This window comes from Nonomuraea turcica, assembly GCF_030718205.1.
Lineage (GTDB): Bacteria > Actinomycetota > Actinomycetes > Streptosporangiales > Streptosporangiaceae > Nonomuraea.
The window spans coordinates 124184-143251 of the sequence record NZ_JAUZQF010000020.1; the positions used below are offsets into that span (position 1 = coordinate 124184).

Sequence of the window (19068 nt, forward strand, 5' to 3'; positions counted from 1 at the left end):
AGAGACCGTGGCCGGTCTGGTCATCGCCATGGACGGCCCTTCGGGGTCGGGCAAGTCGAGCGTCTCGCGCGGGGTCGCCCGTGCGCTGGGACTGCGCTACCTCGACACCGGGGCCATGTATCGCGCGATGACCTGGTGGATGCTCCAGCAGGGCGTCGATCTGGCCGACCACGCCGCGATCGCGGCCCGCTGCGGCGAGCCGCGGATCGTCTCCGGCACCGACCCCGACGGCCCTGCGATCCACGTCGACGACGTCGACGTGGCCGGGCCGATCAGGGAGGCCGAGGTGACCGGCGCGGTCTCCGCCGTCGCCGCCGTCCCCGAGGTGCGGGTGCGCCTGGTCGCGCTGCAGCGGGAGATCATCGGCGCCGGTGACATCGTGGTCGAGGGCCGCGACATCGGCAGCGTCGTCTACCCCGACGCCCCCGTCAAGGTCTACCTGACGGCCAGCCCGGAGGCGCGCGCCCAGCGGCGCAGCGCCGAGCTGGCCGGCACCACGGCGGAGGCACAGCAGGAGGCCATGGCCAGGCGTGACACCCTGGACTCAACACGTAAGACGGACCCACTCTCGATGGCGGCTGGCGCCGTCGAGGTCGACACCACCGCGCTCACCTTGGAAGAGGTCATCGCGGAGGTGTTGAGGCTGGTCAAAGAGCGCACCTGACCTATGTCGGTGCGGTACTCACAGTAAGGATGAATATTCGTGACAACGGGGGACTGGGTCGAGGCCGAGCTCGACGAGCTTGAGATCACCGAGCACGGCGATGCGACGCCGCTGCCGGTCGTCGCCATCGTAGGACGGCCGAACGTCGGCAAGTCCACGCTGGTCAACCGCATTATCGGCCGCCGCGAAGCGGTCGTCGAAGACGTGCCGGGCGTCACCCGCGACCGCGTCACCTACGACGCCAACTGGCGCGGCCGCCGCTTCACGGTGGTCGACACCGGCGGCTGGGACCCCGACGCCACCGGCATGAGCCTGCGCATCGCCGAGCAGGCCCAGGTCGCGGTCGAGCTGGCCGACGTGATCGTGTTCGTGGTCGACGCCACCGTCGGCGCGACCGACGCCGACGAGATCGTGGGCTCGATCCTGCGCCAGTCGGGCAAGCCGGTCATCCTGGCCGCCAACAAGGTCGACAACCAGCAGATGGAGCTCGAGGCCGCGGGGCTGTGGTCGCTCGGACTCGGCGAGCCGTACCCCGTCTCGGCCCTGCACGGGCGCTCCAGCGGCGACCTGCTCGACGTGATGCTCGACGCGCTGCCCGAGACGCCGCAGGTCACCTTCGAGGCCCAGCGCGGCCCCGCCAGGGTGGCGCTGCTCGGCAAGCCCAACGTGGGCAAGTCCTCCCTGCTCAACAAGCTGGCGGGGGAGGAGCGCGTGCTCGTCGACCCCATGGCCGGCACCACCCGCGACCCCGTGGACGAGCTGATTGAGCTGGGCGGGCGCACCTGGCGCTTCGTCGATACGGCCGGCATCCGGCGGCGCGACCGCGAGCTGCAGGGCGCCGACTTCTACGCCGCCATGCGCACCCGCGCCGCGCTGGAGCGCTCGGAGGTGGCGATCGTGCTCATCGACGCCAGCGAGCCGCTCACCGAGCAGGACCTGCGCATCATCGGCCTGGTCATCGATTCCGGGCGGGCCATGGTGGTCGCGTTCAACAAGTGGGACCTGGTCGACGAGGATCGCCGCTACTACCTGGAGAAGGAGATCGACCGGCAGCTCGTCCGCACGCCGTGGGCGCTGCGGGTCAACATCTCCGCCCTGACCGGGCGGCACGTGGACCGGCTGGTCCCGGCGCTGGAGAAGGCGCTCGACTCGTGGTCCACGCGGGTGCCGACGGCCCGGCTCAACGCGTTCCTGACCGAGCTGGTGCAGCAGACGCCGCCGCCGGTCCGGGGCGGCAAGCAGCCGAAGATCCTCTTCGCCACGCAGGCGTCGGTCGAGCCGCCCAAGTTCGTGTTGTTCACCTCCGGCTGGCTGGAGGACACCTATCGGCGCTTCGTCGAGCGGCGCATCCGGGAGGAGTTCGGCTTCGCCGGCTCGCCGATCGAGGTCACGATGAAGATCCGCGAGAAGCGGGCCAAGAAGGAGAAGTAATCGCTTTGCCGGTGGCTCCGGCGCGGCCGTAAGATCGACGGCAAACGTCGAAGGAGACGAGTAGCCGCGGGCCTTCGCGGGTCCAGAGAGCCGCCGGCAGCTGCGAAGGCGGCCCCGCGTCCCGCGGGCGAAGACACTCCTGAGTGCGGGGAGGAAATGCCCCGCCGGTCTGACCCCCGTCATCGGGTCGTCGAGGCCGCCCCGCTCGCCGCGGGGCGGTGAAAGTGCGGTGGCACCGGGAGCAACCCTTCTCCCCCGCACTTCCAAGGGATCATGCACATCCTTCTCCAAGGAGCTGTAATGATCTCTCGTGTCATGACCGCGGAGCTCGCCGAGCACGTGGGTCAACGAGTGACGATCGCCGGCTGGGTCCATCGCCGCCGGCAGCTGAAATCCGTGTCCTTCCTCGTCGTCAGGGACCGTACCGGCCTGGCGCAGGTGGTCGCCGGGGGCGACCTGCCGGGCGAGGAGAGCGTCGTCCAGATCACCGGCATCGTGACCGCGAGTTCGCAGGCGCCGGGAGGCGTCGAGCTGGTCAAGCCGGACATCGAGGTGCTGGCCGAGCCTGGCGCGCCGCCGCCGTTCGACCTCTACCGGCCGGTGGTGCCGGCGGCGCTGCCGACCATCCTGGACCACGCGCCGGTCGCGCTGCGGCACCCGCTGCTGCGGGCGCCGCTGGAGATCTCGGCCGCCAGCGTGGCCGGGTTCCGTGAGGCGCTCGATCGGCTCGGCTTCACCGAGATCCACACCCCGAAGATCGTGGCCTCGGCCACCGAGTCGGGCGCGAACGTCTTCGGCATCGACTACTTCGGGCGGCCCGCCTACCTCGCGCAGTCGCCGCAGTTCTACAAGCAGGCGATGGTCGGGGTGTTCGAGCGGGTGTACGAGGTCGGGCCGGTCTTCCGGGCCGAGCCGCACGACACCGTACGCCACCTGGCCCAGTACACGAGTCTGGATGCCGAGCTGGGCTTCGTCGCCGACCATCGGGACGTCATGGCGGTGCTGCGGGAGACGGTGGCGGGCATGCTGGAGTCGGTACGCCGCCGCGCCGCCTCCGCCGTCGCGTCGCTCGCGATCGCGTTGCCTGCCGTGCCCGCCGAGATCCCGGCCATCCACTTCACCGAGGCCCAGCGGATGACCTCGTCGGACGAGCCCGACCTGTCGCCGGCGCAAGAACGGTGGCTGTCGGAGTGGGCGGTACGGGAGCACGGGTCGGACTTCCTCTTCGTGACCGGCTATCCGATGGCCAAGCGGCCCTTCTACACCCACCCCGACCCGGCGCGGCCCGGCTACTCCAACGGGTTCGACCTGCTGTTCCGCGGGCTGGAGCTGGTGACGGGCGGGCAGCGGCTGCACCGGTACGAGGACTACCTGGCGGCGCTGGGCGAGCGCGGGGAGCCGGTGGAGCCGTACGAGGGGTATCTGCAGGCGTTCCGGTACGGGATGCCGCCGCACGGCGGGTTCGCGCTGGGGCTGGAGCGGTGGACGGCGCGGCTGATGGGCGCGACCAACATCCGCCAGACCACCGCCTTCCCCCGTGACCTGCACCGGCTCTCGCCCTAGGCCTTACCCGAGTGTCGCCTCGACACGGAATTCGACATCCACTAGAAAGGATCAAAGCCAGGATCTGGGGAAACGCGTGCGGCGAACCCCAGAGGAATTCACGTGGTGTTCCACCTCGGATGTGGGATCGGGGCGCGGATGGACCCACCCTCCTTCAGGTGGCCCCGGTACGTCTGGTTCATACCGGCAGCCCTGATCGTCATCGGCACCATCCTCAATATTCTGTCTCCGCGCGACTATTGGGGCGACTACCAGCTGGGCGCCGCGGTCGTGCTGGCCGGAGCACTGCTCTCGCTCCGGCACACGATCGCGGCCGGAGCCGCCCTTGTCCTGGTCGAGCTGGCACTGTTGATCAAAGACGGCTACTTCGGTCATGCCGCCGGCACCTTCTCACTGATCAACGCGGTCTTCACCGCGCTCGTCGGCCTCGGGGTGAACCGCGTGGTCGCTCGCCATGGGCGCCGGCTGGAAGCGGTGCGTTCCGTCGCCGAGGCCGCCCAGCGTGCCGTGCTGCCCGCTCCGCCGGCAGGCATCGGCCCGCTGGCGATCGCCGCCGTCTACAAGACCGCGCAGATCGAGGCCTTGATCGGCGGAGACGCGTACGCCGTGCAGGAGACGCCGTACGGCACCAGGCTGCTGATCGCGGATGTGCGGGGCAAAGGCCTGGGCGCGGTCGGCACCGTGTCCGTCCTGCTGGGCGCGTTCCGGGAGGCGGCAGACCGGGCGCCCGACCTTGTGGTGCTGGCCGAGCGTATGGAGCGCGCCCTGGTCAGAGAGGCCTCGTCGCGCGAGGAGAGCCTGCGGATGGAAGGGTTCGTCACGGCGGTGCTCGGCGAGATCCCCGCGGGCGCGGACTGCTTGCGGCTGCTCAACTGCGGCCACCCCTCGCCGTATCTCCTCCAGGGCGACACGGTGTCCTCGCTGGATCCGGACGAGCCCAGTCTTCCCCTGGGCATGAGCGGCTTGGGTGCGCCGCGTGCAGAGCCCGGGGAATGGCCGTTCCCGGCCGGGGCCACGCTCCTGCTGGTCACCGATGGAGTGACGGAGGCCCGAGACCGTTCAGGCACTTTCTACGAGCCGGCGAGCCGGCTCGCCGGGCGGGGCCCGTTCCGGAACCCGGACGAGGTGATCCAGGTTCTGGTCCGTGATGTCGAGCGCTGGACCGGCGGTCCGCGCGATGACGACATGGCGATTCTGGCGATCACCCAGAGCGGGGCATCAGCAGCGCGACGGCCGCACCCAGCAGGCAGATGACCGCCGTGACCAGGAACATCTCCGTGTACTCGGTGTGCAGCGCCGCCTGCACCTTCGCGGTGTACTCGGCCAGTTGCCGCTGGTACGTGGCCGCCTCCACGCCGAACGGGAGCGGCGTATCCAGATGGGCGGTCAGCGACTGGAACCGGTAAAACCCCCACGCGGACACGGCCGCGATGCCGATCAGCATGCCCATCATCCTGGCCACCACGATCGCCGCCGACGCCACGCCGTGCTGGGCCGCCGGGCTCACCCGAAGCACCGCGGACGACACCGGCGCGATGACCACGCCGAGGCCCAGCCCGGCCACCACCAGGTCGATGTCCACGACGAGCCCCGCGCCGGCCAGGTCGAGCGGCCAGCGGCTCATCAGCCAGTAGCCGGCCGCCGCCACCACCATGCCCGCCACCGCCACGGCCCGCTCGCCCATCTTCCTGGCCAGGAGCCCGCCGAGCAGGGCGCCGACGGTCAGCGCGGCCAGGAACCTGGCCAGCACGAGCGCCGCGTCCAGCTCGTCCTTGCCCAGCAGCGTCTGGGCGGTGAACTGGACGAACACCATGGTGACCAGGAGCGCCGCGCCCGCCAGGAAGCTCACGCCGAGAGTGGCCAGCAGCGGTCCCTTGCGCGTGCCGGACAGGTCGAGGAGGCGTACGGGGGAGCGGATCTCCCACCAGACGAAAACCCCGGCCGCCGCCGCCCCCGCCGCGATCATCGGCAGACCCCACGGCGGCAGGACGGCCGTGGCCGGATCGGGGTTGTAGAGCCCGATGACCAGGAGCGCGAGCGCCACCGCCAGCAGCACCCCGCCCACGACATCGACCCGCCCGGCCGGCGGTTGCGCCGCGCCGGTCGGGTCGAGCGGCGCGCCTGCCGCGCCGGGGGCGGCCGGCTCTGCCGGGTTTAGCGGCGCGCCTGCTGCGCCGAGGGCGGCCGGCGCCGTCGGGCGGCCTGGCACCGTGAGCTGGACCGCCACCGCCGCCAGCGCCGCCAGCGGCACGTTGATCCAGAAGATGGCGTGCCAGCCACCCAGCTCCACTCCCACCACCATGACGCTGGAGATCTGCGCCACCAACCCGCCGTACAGCGGCCCCAGCGCGCTCCCCAGCTCCTGGGCCGCCCCCACCGCCCCCAACGCCAGGGGCCGCTCGTGCTCGTCCCACAGGTCGCCGATGAGCGCCATGGTGATCGGCAGCAGCGCCCCGCCGGCCACGCCCTGCACGGTACGCCCCGCGACCACCATCACCTCACCCGCCGCCAGCGCCGTCAGCACCGACCCGACCGCGAACGCCGCCAGACAGGCGTGGATGAGCGGCCGCCGCCCGTACCGGTCGGAGAGCCGGCCGAGCAGCGGCATCGCCGCCACGTACCCGAGCAGGAACCCGGTGACGATCGGCGTGGCCCGCTCCAGGTGGTTCAGCGGGACACCCACATCCCTGGCGATGTCGATGAGAACGGTCACCACCACGTACGCGTCGAGCGCGGCCAGCAGCACCACCGCGCCCCCGGCGCCGAGCGCGACCCGGCGGGCGGCCCTCATCCCGCGGCGGGCGGCGTGATCGTGACCGGTGCGTCGTAGTCGCTGAACGACACCGTCACCGTGCCGTCCTGCAACGGCAGGCTGGCCTTGGTGAGCCTGCTGGTGGCCTGGTCGACCCAGACCTTGCCGTTGACACCCTGCGTGACGCCCGGGACGATCTGCCCGACCACCTGGCCGGGGAACGTCGTGGCGACCCGGTAGGAGCCGTCCTCCACCGCCTCGACCTTCGGGTCGGTGGCCGCGGACAGCAGCTGCGCGATGCCCTTGGTCGGCTCGAGGATGACCGACGGGTCGTAGAACTGCGCCAGCTGCTGCCTGGTCATCTTCTGGAAGCCGCCAGTCGGGCCCTTGAAGTGCACGGTCTCCCCGACCAGGGCGAAGGTGACCTCCTGCAGGTTGCCCAGGATGTCGATCGTGATCGTGCCATCGGCGTCACCGGCGGCGGTGAGCCTGCCGTCGGCCTTCTTGACAGGCACCTTCGGCTTGCCCTCAGTGGAGATCGAGAAGGTGGCCGACTTGACCGTCTTCATGGCCTCCGCGGCCTTCTTCATCAGGTCGGGACCCGCGGGCAGTTCGGCCCCGCCGCCGCCCGACGAGCACGCCGACGCCAGCGCGAGAACGGCCACGATCAGTAGCTTTCTGAGCATGCCCGGATCGTAGCGAGCGCTTGGAAACGCCGTGCGGGGTCGCGGATATCGGTTGGGTGTCAGCGCAGCTTCTTGAGATGTTCGACGATCGGCGCGAACGCCGCCTCGATCGCGTTGAGCTGGTCGTCGGTGAGCCGGTCGACGAAGTGCTCGCGTACGCCGGCCACGTGGTCCGGCGCCACCCGCTGGATCGTCTCCCAGCCCTCGTCGGTCAGCACCGCGAAGGTGCCCCGCCGGTCGTCCCGGCAGTCCTCCCTGGTCACCAGGCCCTTGGCCTCCATGCGGGAGATCTGGTGCGACAGGCGGCTGCGTGACTGGATCGTGGCGTCCGCCAGGTCGCTCATGCGCATGCGCCGGTCCTGGCTCTCGGACAGGTTGACGAGGATCTCGTAGTCGTTCAACGAGAGGGCATGCTCCTGCAGCTCGCGGTCGAGCCGGTGCATGAGCAGCTTGTGCAACGCCAGATGCGTGCGCCAGGCACGCTGTTCGGCGGGAGATAGCCAGCGAGGCGCGCTCATGATCTCCAATCTATCGCACGTCCCCGGCCTGGCCGTGGGCTCAGCTGAACTCCATGATGATCGCGAGCCCGACGAAGTGCACGACGACGATGATCACGGCGAAGGAGACGAAGATGAACTTGGCCGGTCCGTGCTCGAAGGTCTTGCCCTCCTCGAGCGGCCGGCGCTTGGCCATGCGGTCGGCGATCCGCTCCTCGACCGATTTCTTGTAGAACATGCGGTCAGCCTATCCGCGGGATGGGCAGCCTCCTGACCGGGGCGTCCGCGATGACGGCCACCCTGATGTCCGGCTCGGCGCGCCATTCCAGCAGATGCCGGCCGTTCAGGTCGTCGCCGCCCGAGGCCAGCCGGTCGAGCGACAGCTCGCCGCGTTTGATCAATGCCTCTTTGCGCGTCCAGTGCTTGATCAGGTCGTCGTTCCCGGTGACCAGCGCGCGTTCGCGGGCAGTGAGCACGCGCTCGGCCAGCATCTCGTCCAGCCGGCCCGCGGGCACCTGCTCGGCGTCCACGCCGACCTTCCCGGGACCGGCCGCGGCGCACACGTAGCCGCGGGTGTGGCTGAAGCTGATGCCCAGCTCGGGGGCCTGTTCGAGGTACGGCCTGCCGTGCCCGGGACCGTGCACGTCGCAGTGCTGCAGCAGCGTCAGCTCGGCGGGCTCGGCGCCGAGCGCTGCGGCGGCGCAGATCCGGGCGAGGAGGTGGGCGGCGACGAAGCCGGCGCGGTCCCGGGGGAACCTGAACTGGTCCGCCCGCTCCCGCTCCACGTCTGTGAGCCATGTTTCCGGCGCGCACACCTCGTCCGGGTGGCCGCCCATCGCGACGGGGCCGATGGTCAGTCCTTCTTCTTCTGGTCGCCGCCGTCGAGGGTGTACTGATCCTCGGAGGCCGCGCCGAGCACGGTCACGTCGTGGACCTTCCAGGTGCCTTTATCTTTCACAAGAGCGATCTTAAGGTGCGAATCCTTCACTGAGCGGATCGCTTCGGAGGTGTTCACCTGCTGGTCGACCACGACGATGGCGTGCGCGGTGACCTCGTCCACATCAGCCAGGTACACCTCGCGCACGGTGGCCTGCGAGACGGCCTTGAGCTTCACGATGACCTGCGCCATCGCCCCGCCGAACGCCGTGTCGTACGTGGTCAGGAAGTCGCCCGTGGCCTGCGCGGTAAGGGTCGCCCGGGTGGTCTGGAGATCCCGGTAGTCGTAGCTGAGCAGGGCCTTGCTGAACGCGCTCGCCGCGCCCGACACCTCCAGGCGCAGCGCCCGCTCGGCCTCCAGCTTCGTTCGGGCGTCATCGGCCTGCGCGGCGGCGACCCACTGCAGCACGGCGGTCGCCGCGACGGCGGCCACCAGCATGGCGGCCAGCGCCCCGACGATGCGGGCACGGGTGACCCGCCCGGCACGCCTCCCGCGGCCGTCCTCGTCGTCAGAGGGAGTGCCGACGGCCGCCGGTTGCGCGTCGGTCGTCGTGGGCTGCTCGACGTCGGACGTGCCGCCCGGTGCCTGCTCGGTGGCATCGTCGGTCGTGGCGGAGGTGGCGGCCTCCGTATCGGTGGAGGCGACGCCGTCCGGAATGTCGGCATCCGCCACGGAGGAGGACACCTCGGCGTCGGCCGTGTCTGCGGCGCCCTCCATCGTGGCGGAGGTGGCGCTGTCGGGCATGTCGCCATCCGTCGTGGCGGAGGTGACCGCGGCGTCGGCGAGGTCCTGCTTGGGGGTCACGGTGACTCCTCACGGCGGCGAGCGGCCCGGCCCGCCGCGGTCCAGCCCACGATGCCACCACATGCCACAACGGCGAGGAATATCGCGACAATCAGCGGGACGGGGTTCGGTGTGGTGCGGGACGACGCGGCACCGGTGACGGCCACGCCGCTGGGCGACGTCTTGGCGACGCGCTCGCTTTCCTTGGGCTCCGCGGTCTTCTTCGCCGCGGGCCCCGGGGATGCAGCGGCGTCCTGACGGGGGCCGGTGCCCCGGTCCGCGACGTCGTCGGCATCGGTGTCGGCGTCGGTGGGATCGGACACGGCCGGCCGATCGGGGCACGCACGCAGGCGAGGCACCTTGGGCGGGCCGATCGCCCCCGCGTACTCCTCGGCAGGCGTCGGCCCGCCCGGCACGCTGAACACGAACGCCGCCTTGGCGTAGACGGTGCCGTCGCGCCGGTCGCTGACGTCGTCGGTCAGGCTCAGCGCGGTCGGCACGATGCTGAGCAGGTGGTGCACGTTCCGCCCGGTCTCCGCCGAGAACGCCGGCCGGTGCGGCAGCCCCGCCGCCGTCAGCAGGCACGAGAACCCGGGCCGGGACGTCCTGACCGCCGCGTCGAGCTGCGCGAACACCCCGGGCCCCTGGTCGAGGATGGTGTTCAGGTCGGTACGTGAGGCGCGCAGCGTCGCCGTCACCGTGCTCAGGTCCGTGATCCCGGACGCCAGCTGCTCCCTCTTGCCCGCCAGCGTGTGCGTCAGCTGCGTGAGCTGCACCGACAGCTCGTCGAGGACGTCGGCGTTGTCGGCGAGGGTGTCGGTCAGGGAATGGGCGTCGTCGATGAGGCTCCTGATCGCCGGCGCCCGGCCGTCCAGCGCGACCGCCAGCTCATGGGTGATCGTCTTGGCGTCCCGGGGCGGCACCGCGTTCAGAAGCTTGCCGACGCCCTCGAACAACTTCTTGTAGTCGAGCGGGACGGTCGTCTTGGTGAGCGGGATCGTGTCCCCGGCCGCGAGCGACGGCCCTGCGACGCCGGTGGCCGGCGGTGAGAGCTCCACGTACGGCTCCCCGATGGCGGACTTGCGCCGCACCTCGGCCGTCACGCCCTTCGGCAGCCGGATCTCCTTGTCGATGTCCAGGCCGACGACGATCCTGCCGGGAGCCAGCCCCACATCGCCGATCTTGCCGACGCGTACCCCCAGATAGGCCACATCGAAGCCGCGCACCAGACCGGGGGAGGAGAGGAACTCCGCCGACACCCGGTACGGCCGCTCGATCGCGTCGAGCCGGATGATCGTGCTGAACGCCCAGATCGTCATCACGATCCCGAGCGCCGCGAAGAACCCCAAGTTCAGATAAATCCGGTTTCTCATCGCGGCGGCTCCAGCAGCAGGCGGAAGTCCTCGACCAGGTTCGGCCGCGGCCCCTCGTCGGACCTCTGGGGCAGCAGCACACCCTTCAGCCAGACGTAGATCAGCACCTGGCCGTTGGCCGTGATCGGCGGCGCGTCGAGGAACGTCTGGATCTTGGCCACCAGCGCCTTCAGATCCTCCTTGCCCCGCTGGATGGAGGACGAGATGGCCTGAAGCTCGCGCAGCAGCGTACGCAGCCGCGCCGCGTGCCGCGGGTACACGGTGAGGTTGGCCTCCCTGGCCAGGTTCGTCAGCGCGACGATGGTCTTCTTGATGTGCTTGCGCCCGTGCGCGAGCCGCGAGGTGGCCGCGGCGAGCGTGCCCGGCAGCCGGTCCAGCTCGTCGCTGCCCGCCGCGAGGTCGTCGCCCAGCTTCGCCAGCGCGTCGATGGTGGTGGCCAGGTCGGCGCGGGCCGCGGAGTAGGCGTCGGTGACCTCGGCCGTCTGCTTGATCAGCTTGTTGACGTCGTCGCCCTGCCCGGCGAACGCGGTCGAGGCGGCGTCCAGGATGGCGTTGACGTCCTGCGCGCCGAGTGCCTCGATGAGCGGCCCCGCCTTGGCGGTGACCTGCTCGATGTCCGGCTCGACCGACGTGTCGGCGATCGTGGCCCCGTTCACCAGGTACGGGCCCGTGGACAGGTCCTTGCCCTTCGGCGGGGTGAGCAGCACGTAGTTCTCGCCCAGGACCGACGTCTTGGCCACGGTCGCCGTGCTGCCCTGGGGCAACCGGTGCTCCGACTTGACCGACATCGTCACCTTGGCCCGGTAGCCCTGCAGGCGGATCTCGGTGACCGTGCCGACCCGCACGTCCGCGATCTGCACGCTGTGCCCGGCCACCAGGCTCTGCACGTCGTCGAAGACCGCGTACAGCGTGAGGTCGCCCGTGGTCGCGCCGAGCGTCTGCAGCGAGCACGACGTGGTGACGGCCAGTGCGAGCGCCGCGGCGAAGACCCTCACTGCCGCCTCCCCTGCCGCTCGAAGGGACAGTTGCTCAGCCGGCCGGGCAGGCACGGCACCCGCCCCAGGTTCAGCGCCTCGAACAGCGGCGTCAGCCACGCCCTCGTCATCGCGTTCAGCACGACGCGGATCTTCAGCACGTGCTGCTTCCTGTCCCAGGCGTCGATGATCACGTCGGCGAAGTCGGCCGCGCCCTTGACCGCCTGCGCCATGGACGCGCTGTTGGCCCGGACTGTCAGCACCAGCTCGGCCAGCGTCCCGGCGGCCTGCGGCAGCCGTTCCGCGTACTGCTCGATGATCACGTCGCCGCGCCGGACGAACTCGGCCATGCCGGTGACGAAGCCGCGCAGCCGCCGCCGCTCCTCGGCCAGGATCGCGCTGGCCTCGGAGAAGGAGTCGATCGCGCCGGTCACCTGGCTCTCGCGCTCGTTGAGTGTGGTGGCCAGCCGGTTCAGGCCTTTGGCCAGGTCGATGAGCTGCTGGTCCTGCTTGGCCAGGGTGCCGGTGAGCTCGGCGGTGTCGGCGATCGCGTTGTTGATCGTCTTGCCGCGGCCCCTGACCCCGTCGGCCAGGTCCCCTGCCACGTCGCCCAGCTTGTCGTCGTCCAGCGCGTCGGTCAGCTTGGTGAACGCGTCGAGCGCGTCGTCGATCTCCACCGGCAGGTCGGTGCGCTCCAGCGGGATGGTCGTCCCGGGCGCGATCTTCGCATCGCCCGGCTTCCACGGCGGGTAGAGCACGACGTTGCGCTCGCCCAGGGTGTTCTGCGGCGCGACCACGGCCTTCACATCGGCCGGGAGCGGCACGTCCCGGTCCACCCGCAGCCCGACCCGGACCTTGTCGCCCTCGATGCGGATGCTGTCCACGTACCCGGCGTCGAGGCCCATCACCTTGATCCGCGCCTCCTCGTACAGGGAGGGCGCCTTGCTGAAGATCGCCATCAGCCGGTACGGCTCCGCCCCCAGCACGGAGCACCCGGACGCCAGGAACACCCAGGCGACCAGCACCGCTGTCAGCCGCCTCATCGGTCGTCCCTCCTGTCCTTGGTGATGGCGGTGAGCACCTCCGGGTTGATGGGGCCGAGGCCCGTGGCTATGGCCTCGAGCCACGGGCCCTGACCGCCCATCGTGGACAGGCCGGAGAACGTCGGGCCCGCCCATGCCAGGAGCGAATTGAGCTGCTCGTTGCCCTCGCTGAGCCGGGTGGTGATGGCCGCGTTGTCGTCGAGGACCTGGACGAGCGACCGCTCGTGCTCGCTGATCAGCCGGGTGGTGCTCTGCACCAGGTCGCTGCCGTCACCGAGCAGGACGCGGAGCTCGTTCCTGCGTTTGCGCAGTTCGTTCAGCATGATCTCGATGCCGTCGATGAGCCGGACGAGCTGCTTGTCCTTCTTCTCCAGCAGTTCCATGATCGTGGTGCCGTGGTCGAGCAGCCGCTGCAGCTGCGGCTCGCTCTTGCTGATCGTGTCCGACAGGTCGCCGATGTTCTTCATCAGCCGGGTGATGCGGCCGCGTTTGGCGAGGTCGACCTTGCCGAGCTCGGTGAGCAGGTCGTCCACCGCCTCGGTGTCCAGGCGCTCGACCAGGCGGGTCGCGTCCTTGATGGCGTCGTTGATCAGCGTGGGCACGCCGGTGCGGTCCATGGGGATGCGCCGCCGGGCCTCGGGCAGCTGGTCCATGTACGGGGCCGACACCGCGCCGGTGAGCTTGACGTAGCGGCCGCCGAGCAGGTTCGACAGGGCGATGTCGGCGCGGGTGCCGCGGCCGAGGCGCACGCCGTCGTCGACCCGCCAGGTGACGATCACCTGGCCCTGCGCGTAATCGGGGCGCACCTCGGTGACCTCGCCGACGCGTACCCCGGCGACCCTCACGTCGTTGCCGGTACGGACGCCGCCGGAGTCGGCGAACACGCCCGACATCGTGTAGCCGCCCTCGAGCAGGCCGAGGTTCCCGACCAGGAACGTGGCGGCCAGGATGACGACGAGCGTGGCCATCGACACCAGGCCGACGGCGTATTTGTTGCGATCCCTGAAAGACTTGAGCGCCATCAGCCACCCACCATGAGCTTCTGGAGGTCCTGGGAGCTCTGCACCCGGGTGTTGCGCAGGGGCGGCGGCGTCTGCATCCCGTACGGGCACGGCGCCGGCGTCAGCGCCAGGCAGGGGACCGCGGTGATGAAGTAGTGGCCGCGGTTGACGGTGGCATAGCCGCGCGCCAACGACGGCTGCAGCGTGCCGACCGCCTTGTCGATCTTGCCGATGTTCCGCCGGATGCCGCCGGTCAGCCCGGTCAGGTTGTCGACCAGAGCACCGAGCTCGCCGGCGTTCTTGCCGAGCACCTCGTTCTGGGTGTGGATCGTCGTGGACAGCTCCACCAGCGAGTCGTCGATCAGCTTGCGGTTGCCGGCGAAGGCGTCCGACAACACGACCAGATTGTCGATGAGCTGCTCGATCTGCTTGTCCCGCCGCGCGACCACGCCGGTCACGGTGGCGTAGTCCTCCAGCAGTTGCTCGATGGTCTTCTTGCGTTCGTTGACCGTCGTGGTGATGGCGTTGACGTTGTCGAGCAGCCGCGGGATGTTGTGCTGGTTGCCTTTGAGCGCCTTGGCGGCGGCGGTGAGCAGCTGGTTGATCTGCTCGGGATCCAGGCTGCGGGTCAGCGGGCCGAGGTCGCTGACCAGCTCGCCGATGTCCACCACCGACGAGGTCCGGGCGATGCGGCCGCCGGGCGGCAGCTTGCCGGGGGCGGTGCCGGGCAGCAGGTAGACGACGCGCTGGCCGACGGCGTTGCGCCAGCGGATGGCGGCCTCGCTGTCGGCCGGCACGGTGACCGCGTCCTGCACCTCCAAGGTCACTTCCGCCCGCCCGTCGACGACCCTGATGCCGGAGACCTGGCCGACGGGCGCTCCGGCGATCTTGACCTGGTCGCCCTCGGTCAGCCCGGACACGTCGTCGAACGTGGCGACGAGCCGGTAGCCGCCGCCGGTGCCGACCCGCTCGATCTGCACGCTGATCAGCACGATCAGCGTCATGGTCAGCCCGATGAACAGCGCGAACCTGACGAACAACCATCCCCGGCGGGCCATGTCAGCGCCTCCCGTCGGTGGGTCCGCACGAGCCGACGATCAGCTCGCACACGTCGGTCGCGAGGAACGCCTCGACCTGCAGCTGGCGGGTGTCGCCCGGGCCCTGGGCCTCGATGAGCTCGTTCAGCAGGTCGACGAGCCGGTTGACACCGCGGATGCCGTCGCCGGCCAGGCCGAGCTGGGCGTAGATGAGCGCGGCCACCCGCTCGCCCGAGTGCACCCCGGCCCGCAGGTTCTGGCGGTGCTTGCGCAGGCCGTGTGCTGCCTGGCCGGAGACGGAGGTGACCTCGTCGAGCAGGACGCGTACCTTGTCGGCGCGCTTGAGCAGATCGGGGGTGATGACGTTGACATCGGAGGAGATGGAGACGAGCTCGTCGCCCTTGTCCGACAGTGCAGTGCCGAGCGCGGCGGTGTCGTGCAGGAACTGCCTGGCCCGCCCGCGGTGCCGGTGCGCGACGCCGACGACGGTGCCGGCGTCGCCGATCAGCTCGCGCAGATGCTTGCCCTTGCCGTCGAGCCCCTTGGCGATGGTGTGCACGATCACGGTGACCTCGCGCGGGTCGACGGCGTCCAGGCCGCGGTAGGCGGCGCCGAGCGTGTCGGACAGGTCCAGCGGCCCTTCGGTGTCGGTGATGACGGCGCCACTGGCCAGGTAGGGGCCGGTGGTCTCGCCGGTTCCGGGCGTGAGCGCGAGGAACTTCGGGCCGAAGACCGATGACGGCTCGATGGAGGCGACCGCGGTCTGGGGCACTTTGACGCCGGGCTCGATGTGCATGGTCACCACCGCCCTGCCCTTGGCGTCGAGCGACACGGCCGTCACGTCGCCGACCGTGATGCCGCGGATCTTGACGGGCGAGTTGGTGTCGAGGCCCTGCCCTGACCGGGCGAAGACGGCGTCGATCCGGGTCCCGCTGATCTGGGTGGCGGTGCGGATGACGTACACCGTGGCCGCCGCCAGCAGAGCGAGCATGGCGAAGGCGATGCCCACCCGGGCGGCGAGGGAGAGTTCGAATCGGGCCACCGGCTCACCCCGTCAGCGGTATGTTGCCGCCGCCGCCCCAGAACAGGTACGACAACAGCAGGTTGAGCAGCACGATCGTGACGATCGACTGGCGGATGGCGCGGCCCGCCGCCACCCCCACGCCCACGGGGCCGCCGGTGGCGTAGAAGCCGTGGTAGCAATGGATCACGATGACCGCGAAGGCGAACACGCCCACCTTGGCGACGCTGAACACGATGTCGCTGACCGGCAGGTAGAGGTAGAAGTAGTAGTCGTAGACGCCGGGCGCCAGCCCGAACAACACCGTGCACATCAGCCGCGTGGCGAAGAAGCTGGCGAACAACGCGATGAGGTAGATCGGCATGAGCGCCAGCAGCGCCGCCACGACCCGGGTGCAGATCAGGTAGGTGAAGGCGTTGATGCCCATCACCTCCAGCGCGTCGATCTCCTCCGAGATCCGCATCGCGCCCAGCTCCGCCGTGAACGACGAGCCGACCTGCGCCGCCAGCGCCGTCGCCGCGATGATCGGGGTGATCTCGCGGACGTTGGCGAAGCTGCCCACCAGGCCCATGAACGACTCCGCGCCGATCGCCTGCAGCCCCTGGTAGCCCTGCAGGCCGACGGTCGCGCCCACGACGAACGCCATCGTGAACACCACGAAGATCATGCCGCCGCCGATGACGGTCGCGCCGACGCCCACGACGACGTCGCTGACCTGCCGTAAGACGACCTTGATGTAGCGCAGCCGCAGCACGACGTCGCGGACGGAGTAGTACAGGACCTTCCACACGAACAGCGGCCAGTCGGCCAGCGTCGCGAACCGCTCGGCGAGATCCCGCCCCCGGAGGGCGAGTCTGAGGCCGGCCGTCCGCGTCACCATCAGAGCGACCTCGGCGGGTAGGCCAGGAAGTACACCGCGGAGATCACGTAGTTGAACGTGAACACCAGCATGAACGTCACCACGGTCGACTGGTTGACCGCCCGCCCCACCCCGACCGGGCTGGTCGCGCACGTCATGCCCTTGTAGCAGGCGACCGCCGCCGCGATGAACCCGAAGATCCACGCCTTGAACAGCGTGACGTACAGGTCCGAGGCGACCACCAGGGACAGCGCGCCGTCGAAGTAGGCGCCCGGCGTGACGCCCTGCACGACCACGTTGAAGAAGTAGCCGCCGCTCGCGCCCGCCAGGATGACCAGCGGGCACAGGCACACCGCGATCGTGCTGGCCGCCCACATGCGCGGCGTGACCAGGCGATGGATCGGGTTGACCGACATGACCTCCATCGCGGACAACTCATCGCGGATGTGGCGCGCGCCGATGTCGGAGGTCATGGCGCTGCCGCCGGCCCCGGCGATCAGCAACGCGCTGGCCAGCGGCGCCACCTCGCGGATCAGGCCGACGAAGACGGCGCTGCCGGTGGCCGAGCCCGCGCCGAGCTGCCAGGCCAGCTCGCCCACCTGCAGCGCCACGGTGGCGCCCAGCGGCAGGGAGACGAGCAGGACGGGCACGCTGGTGACCCGGGCCAGGAACCAGCACTGGTCGACGAACTCCCACCACCAGCTCTTGACGTCCCAGCTGCGGCGCAGCCCCTCCAGGGCGATGACGAACAGGTCACCGACCTGCCCGAGCATCGACCCGGCCTTGCGTCCGACGAATCCGGACAAGGCCATGAGCTGACCACCTCCGCCGCCTACGGATCAGTCACCCTACTGACGGGTTTTCTAGTAGTCGACGCTTTCCGGCGAATTTGAGGAAAAGGTATGAGACCCAGCTCACACCTTGTCAGCCCAGTACGAAACGTGATGGCTCCGTTACGCCAGGGCACTCATCCAGGACTCGATCTCGTCCGCGCGCCGCGGCAGCCCCGACGACAGCAGCGCCGCGCCGTCCGCGGTGACGACCAGGTCGTCCTCAATGCGGATGCCCATGCCGCGCAGCTCCTCGGGCAGGGTCAGATCGTCAGGCTGGAAGTACAGCCCCGGCTCGACGGTGAGCGCGTAGCCCTCCTCCAGGACGCCGTCCAGGTAGACCTCCGCCCGCGCCTTCGCGCAGTCGTGCACGTCCAGGCCCAGCATGTGGCCGCTGCTGCAGAGCGTGTAGCGCCGGTAGAGCCCGGTCTCCATGAGCTCGTCGGTGGAGCCCTTGAGCAGTCCCCAGTCACGCAGGCCGTCGCAGATCACCCGCATGGCGGCCAGGTGGAAGTCGCGGAAGCGGGCGCCCGGCCGGAGCGTGGCGATGGCCGCCGTCTGGGCCTCGTACACCAGTTCGTACGCCTGCCGCTGCACCGCGCTGAACCGCCCCGACAAGGGGAACGTGCGGGTCACGTCGGCGGTGTAGAGCGTGTCCGACTCGACGCCCGCGTCCAGCAGGAGCAGGTCGCCGGCGCGCAGCGCACCGTCGTTGCGGATCCAGTGCAGCACGCACGCGTGCGACCCGGAGGCCACGATGCTCTCGTAGCCGACGGCGTTGCCCTCCAACCGCGCCCGCAGCCCGAACACGCCCTCCAGATACCGCTCGCCGCGCGGATGCCCGACAGCCTGGGGCAGCGCCCGCACGACGTCCTCGAAGCCGCGCACGGTGGCGTCCACGGCCGAGCGCAGCTCGCCGACCTCCCACTCGTCCTTGACCAGCCGCATCTCCGACAGGAACGACTCGAACTCGGCGTCGCCTTCGCCGCGCGGCGCCCCCGCGTCCACCGAGGCGTCTACGCCGCGCAGCACCCGGGCGGGCTTGTTGAGCTCCAGGTCGCGGATGTGCCGGCACTCCATCTGGTAGAGCGCCGCGGCCTCCGCCAGGTCGGGACGGCGCCCGGCCCAGAACTCGCCGTAGCGGCGGTCCCGGTAGAACTCCTGGCCCTCCTCGCGGGGCGAGCGCGGCCGCAGGTACAGGACGCTCTCCCCGGACGGCTCGATCACCAGCACGTCGTCCGGCTCGCCCGCGCCCGTCAGGTACGCATACGCGCTGTGCGGCCGGAACCGGTAGTCGGCGTCGTTGCTGCGGACCTTGAGCGTGCCCGCCGGGACCACCAGCCGCTCACCGGGAAACCGGGCCGCCAGCGCGGCGCGGCGCTTGGCCGCCCACGGCGCGATCGGCAGCGCCGCCACATCCACCCGACTCGTATCCGACCAGCCGGTGCGCATGAATGCGGCCAGTTCCTCGGTGATGGGAAGGTCATGGCTTCCGATGTTGAGCGGCTCGGTCATCTAGTCTGTGTCCTTATATCGGATTTAGTACGGCAAGCAGCCTACGTGACGCCTTGACGGCGTACCCGCATGGTTGTTTGCCTGGACCCAGGATTTGGAACA

19 protein-coding genes are annotated in these 19068 nt (G+C 70.3%); 4 read left to right on the forward strand and 15 right to left on the reverse strand.

What is annotated here, in order from left to right:
* The first annotated feature begins 28 nt into the window (after positions 1 to 28).
* The 4 genes from cmk to Q9G87_RS41640 all read left to right on the forward strand — a co-directional run bounded on the left by cmk (position 29) and on the right by Q9G87_RS41640 (position 4912).
* Positions 29 to 664 (forward strand): (d)CMP kinase, encoded by a 636-nt coding sequence (cmk, locus tag Q9G87_RS41625; protein WP_305922236.1) that lies wholly within the window; start codon positions 29 to 31, stop codon positions 662 to 664.
* A gap of 39 nt (positions 665 to 703) precedes the next feature.
* A complete protein-coding gene (gene der, locus Q9G87_RS41630) occupies positions 704 to 2095 on the forward strand; it encodes a ribosome biogenesis GTPase Der (RefSeq protein WP_305922112.1) in 1392 nt (463 codons plus the stop codon).
* Between the two features lie 300 nt (positions 2096 to 2395).
* Complete coding sequence (gene aspS / locus Q9G87_RS41635; RefSeq protein ID WP_305922113.1) at positions 2396 to 3658, forward strand: aspartate--tRNA(Asn) ligase; 1263 nt, start codon at positions 2396 to 2398, stop codon at positions 3656 to 3658.
* A 138-nt stretch (positions 3659 to 3796) separates the two neighbouring features.
* On the forward strand, positions 3797 to 4912 hold the full coding sequence (locus Q9G87_RS41640) for a PP2C family protein-serine/threonine phosphatase (protein WP_305922114.1): 1116 nt from the start codon (positions 3797 to 3799) through the stop codon (positions 4910 to 4912).
* On the opposite strand, the gene Q9G87_RS41645 is transcribed toward Q9G87_RS41640, so the two are convergent.
* The 15 genes from Q9G87_RS41645 to Q9G87_RS41715 form a co-directional block, all read right to left on the reverse strand.
* Positions 4860 to 6449 carry an MFS transporter gene (locus Q9G87_RS41645; protein WP_305922115.1) on the reverse strand — a complete coding sequence of 530 codons (1590 nt, stop codon included), beginning with the start codon at positions 6447 to 6449 and terminating at the stop codon, positions 4860 to 4862. The genes Q9G87_RS41640 and Q9G87_RS41645 overlap by 53 nt on opposite strands.
* Positions 6446 to 7096 (reverse strand): LppX_LprAFG lipoprotein, encoded by a 651-nt coding sequence (locus Q9G87_RS41650; protein WP_305922116.1) that lies wholly within the window; start codon positions 7094 to 7096, stop codon positions 6446 to 6448. Before Q9G87_RS41650 ends, Q9G87_RS41645 begins: the two co-directional genes overlap by 4 nt.
* Positions 7097 to 7155: 59 nt before the next feature.
* Positions 7156 to 7614, reverse strand: a complete 459-nt coding sequence (locus Q9G87_RS41655) for a MarR family winged helix-turn-helix transcriptional regulator (RefSeq protein ID WP_305922117.1) — start codon at positions 7612 to 7614, stop codon at positions 7156 to 7158.
* 40 nt (positions 7615 to 7654) lie between these two features.
* Entirely contained in the window at positions 7655 to 7831 is a 177-nt protein-coding gene (locus Q9G87_RS41660) for a hypothetical protein (RefSeq protein ID WP_305922118.1), read from the reverse strand.
* 4 nt (positions 7832 to 7835) lie between these two features.
* Complete coding sequence (locus tag Q9G87_RS41665; RefSeq protein ID WP_305922119.1) at positions 7836 to 8429, reverse strand: 4'-phosphopantetheinyl transferase family protein; 594 nt, start codon at positions 8427 to 8429, stop codon at positions 7836 to 7838.
* Positions 8430 to 8446: 17 nt separating this feature from the next.
* The gene (locus Q9G87_RS41670; RefSeq protein WP_305922120.1) at positions 8447 to 9334 is read right to left on the reverse strand and encodes a hypothetical protein; all 888 of its coding nucleotides are present in this window, start codon (positions 9332 to 9334) and stop codon (positions 8447 to 8449) included.
* A complete protein-coding gene (locus Q9G87_RS41675; RefSeq protein ID WP_305922121.1) occupies positions 9331 to 10686 on the reverse strand; it encodes an MlaD family protein in 1356 nt (451 codons plus the stop codon). Before Q9G87_RS41675 ends, Q9G87_RS41670 begins: the two co-directional genes overlap by 4 nt.
* Positions 10683 to 11681, reverse strand: a complete 999-nt coding sequence (locus Q9G87_RS41680; RefSeq protein ID WP_305922122.1) for an MCE family protein — start codon at positions 11679 to 11681, stop codon at positions 10683 to 10685. Before Q9G87_RS41680 ends, Q9G87_RS41675 begins: the two co-directional genes overlap by 4 nt.
* The gene (locus Q9G87_RS41685) at positions 11678 to 12703 is read right to left on the reverse strand and encodes an MCE family protein (protein WP_305922123.1); all 1026 of its coding nucleotides are present in this window, start codon (positions 12701 to 12703) and stop codon (positions 11678 to 11680) included. Before Q9G87_RS41685 ends, Q9G87_RS41680 begins: the two co-directional genes overlap by 4 nt.
* Complete coding sequence (locus tag Q9G87_RS41690) at positions 12700 to 13725, reverse strand: MlaD family protein (RefSeq protein ID WP_305922124.1); 1026 nt, start codon at positions 13723 to 13725, stop codon at positions 12700 to 12702. The genes Q9G87_RS41685 and Q9G87_RS41690 overlap by 4 nt, the downstream gene beginning before the upstream one ends.
* Positions 13725 to 14762 (reverse strand): MCE family protein, encoded by a 1038-nt coding sequence (locus Q9G87_RS41695; RefSeq protein WP_305922125.1) that lies wholly within the window; start codon positions 14760 to 14762, stop codon positions 13725 to 13727. The genes Q9G87_RS41690 and Q9G87_RS41695 overlap by 1 nt, the downstream gene beginning before the upstream one ends.
* Before the next feature lies 1 nt (position 14763).
* The gene (locus tag Q9G87_RS41700; protein ID WP_305922126.1) at positions 14764 to 15783 is read right to left on the reverse strand and encodes an MCE family protein; all 1020 of its coding nucleotides are present in this window, start codon (positions 15781 to 15783) and stop codon (positions 14764 to 14766) included.
* A gap of 4 nt (positions 15784 to 15787) precedes the next feature.
* On the reverse strand, positions 15788 to 16642 hold the full coding sequence (locus tag Q9G87_RS41705) for an ABC transporter permease (protein WP_305922127.1): 855 nt from the start codon (positions 16640 to 16642) through the stop codon (positions 15788 to 15790).
* Positions 16642 to 17433 carry an MlaE family ABC transporter permease gene (locus Q9G87_RS41710; protein WP_305922128.1) on the reverse strand — a complete coding sequence of 264 codons (792 nt, stop codon included), beginning with the start codon at positions 17431 to 17433 and terminating at the stop codon, positions 16642 to 16644. Before Q9G87_RS41710 ends, Q9G87_RS41705 begins: the two co-directional genes overlap by 1 nt.
* Positions 17434 to 17574: 141 nt before the next feature.
* The gene (locus Q9G87_RS41715) at positions 17575 to 18966 is read right to left on the reverse strand and encodes an aminopeptidase P family protein (protein WP_305922129.1); all 1392 of its coding nucleotides are present in this window, start codon (positions 18964 to 18966) and stop codon (positions 17575 to 17577) included.
* Positions 18967 to 19068: the final 102 nt, after the last annotated feature.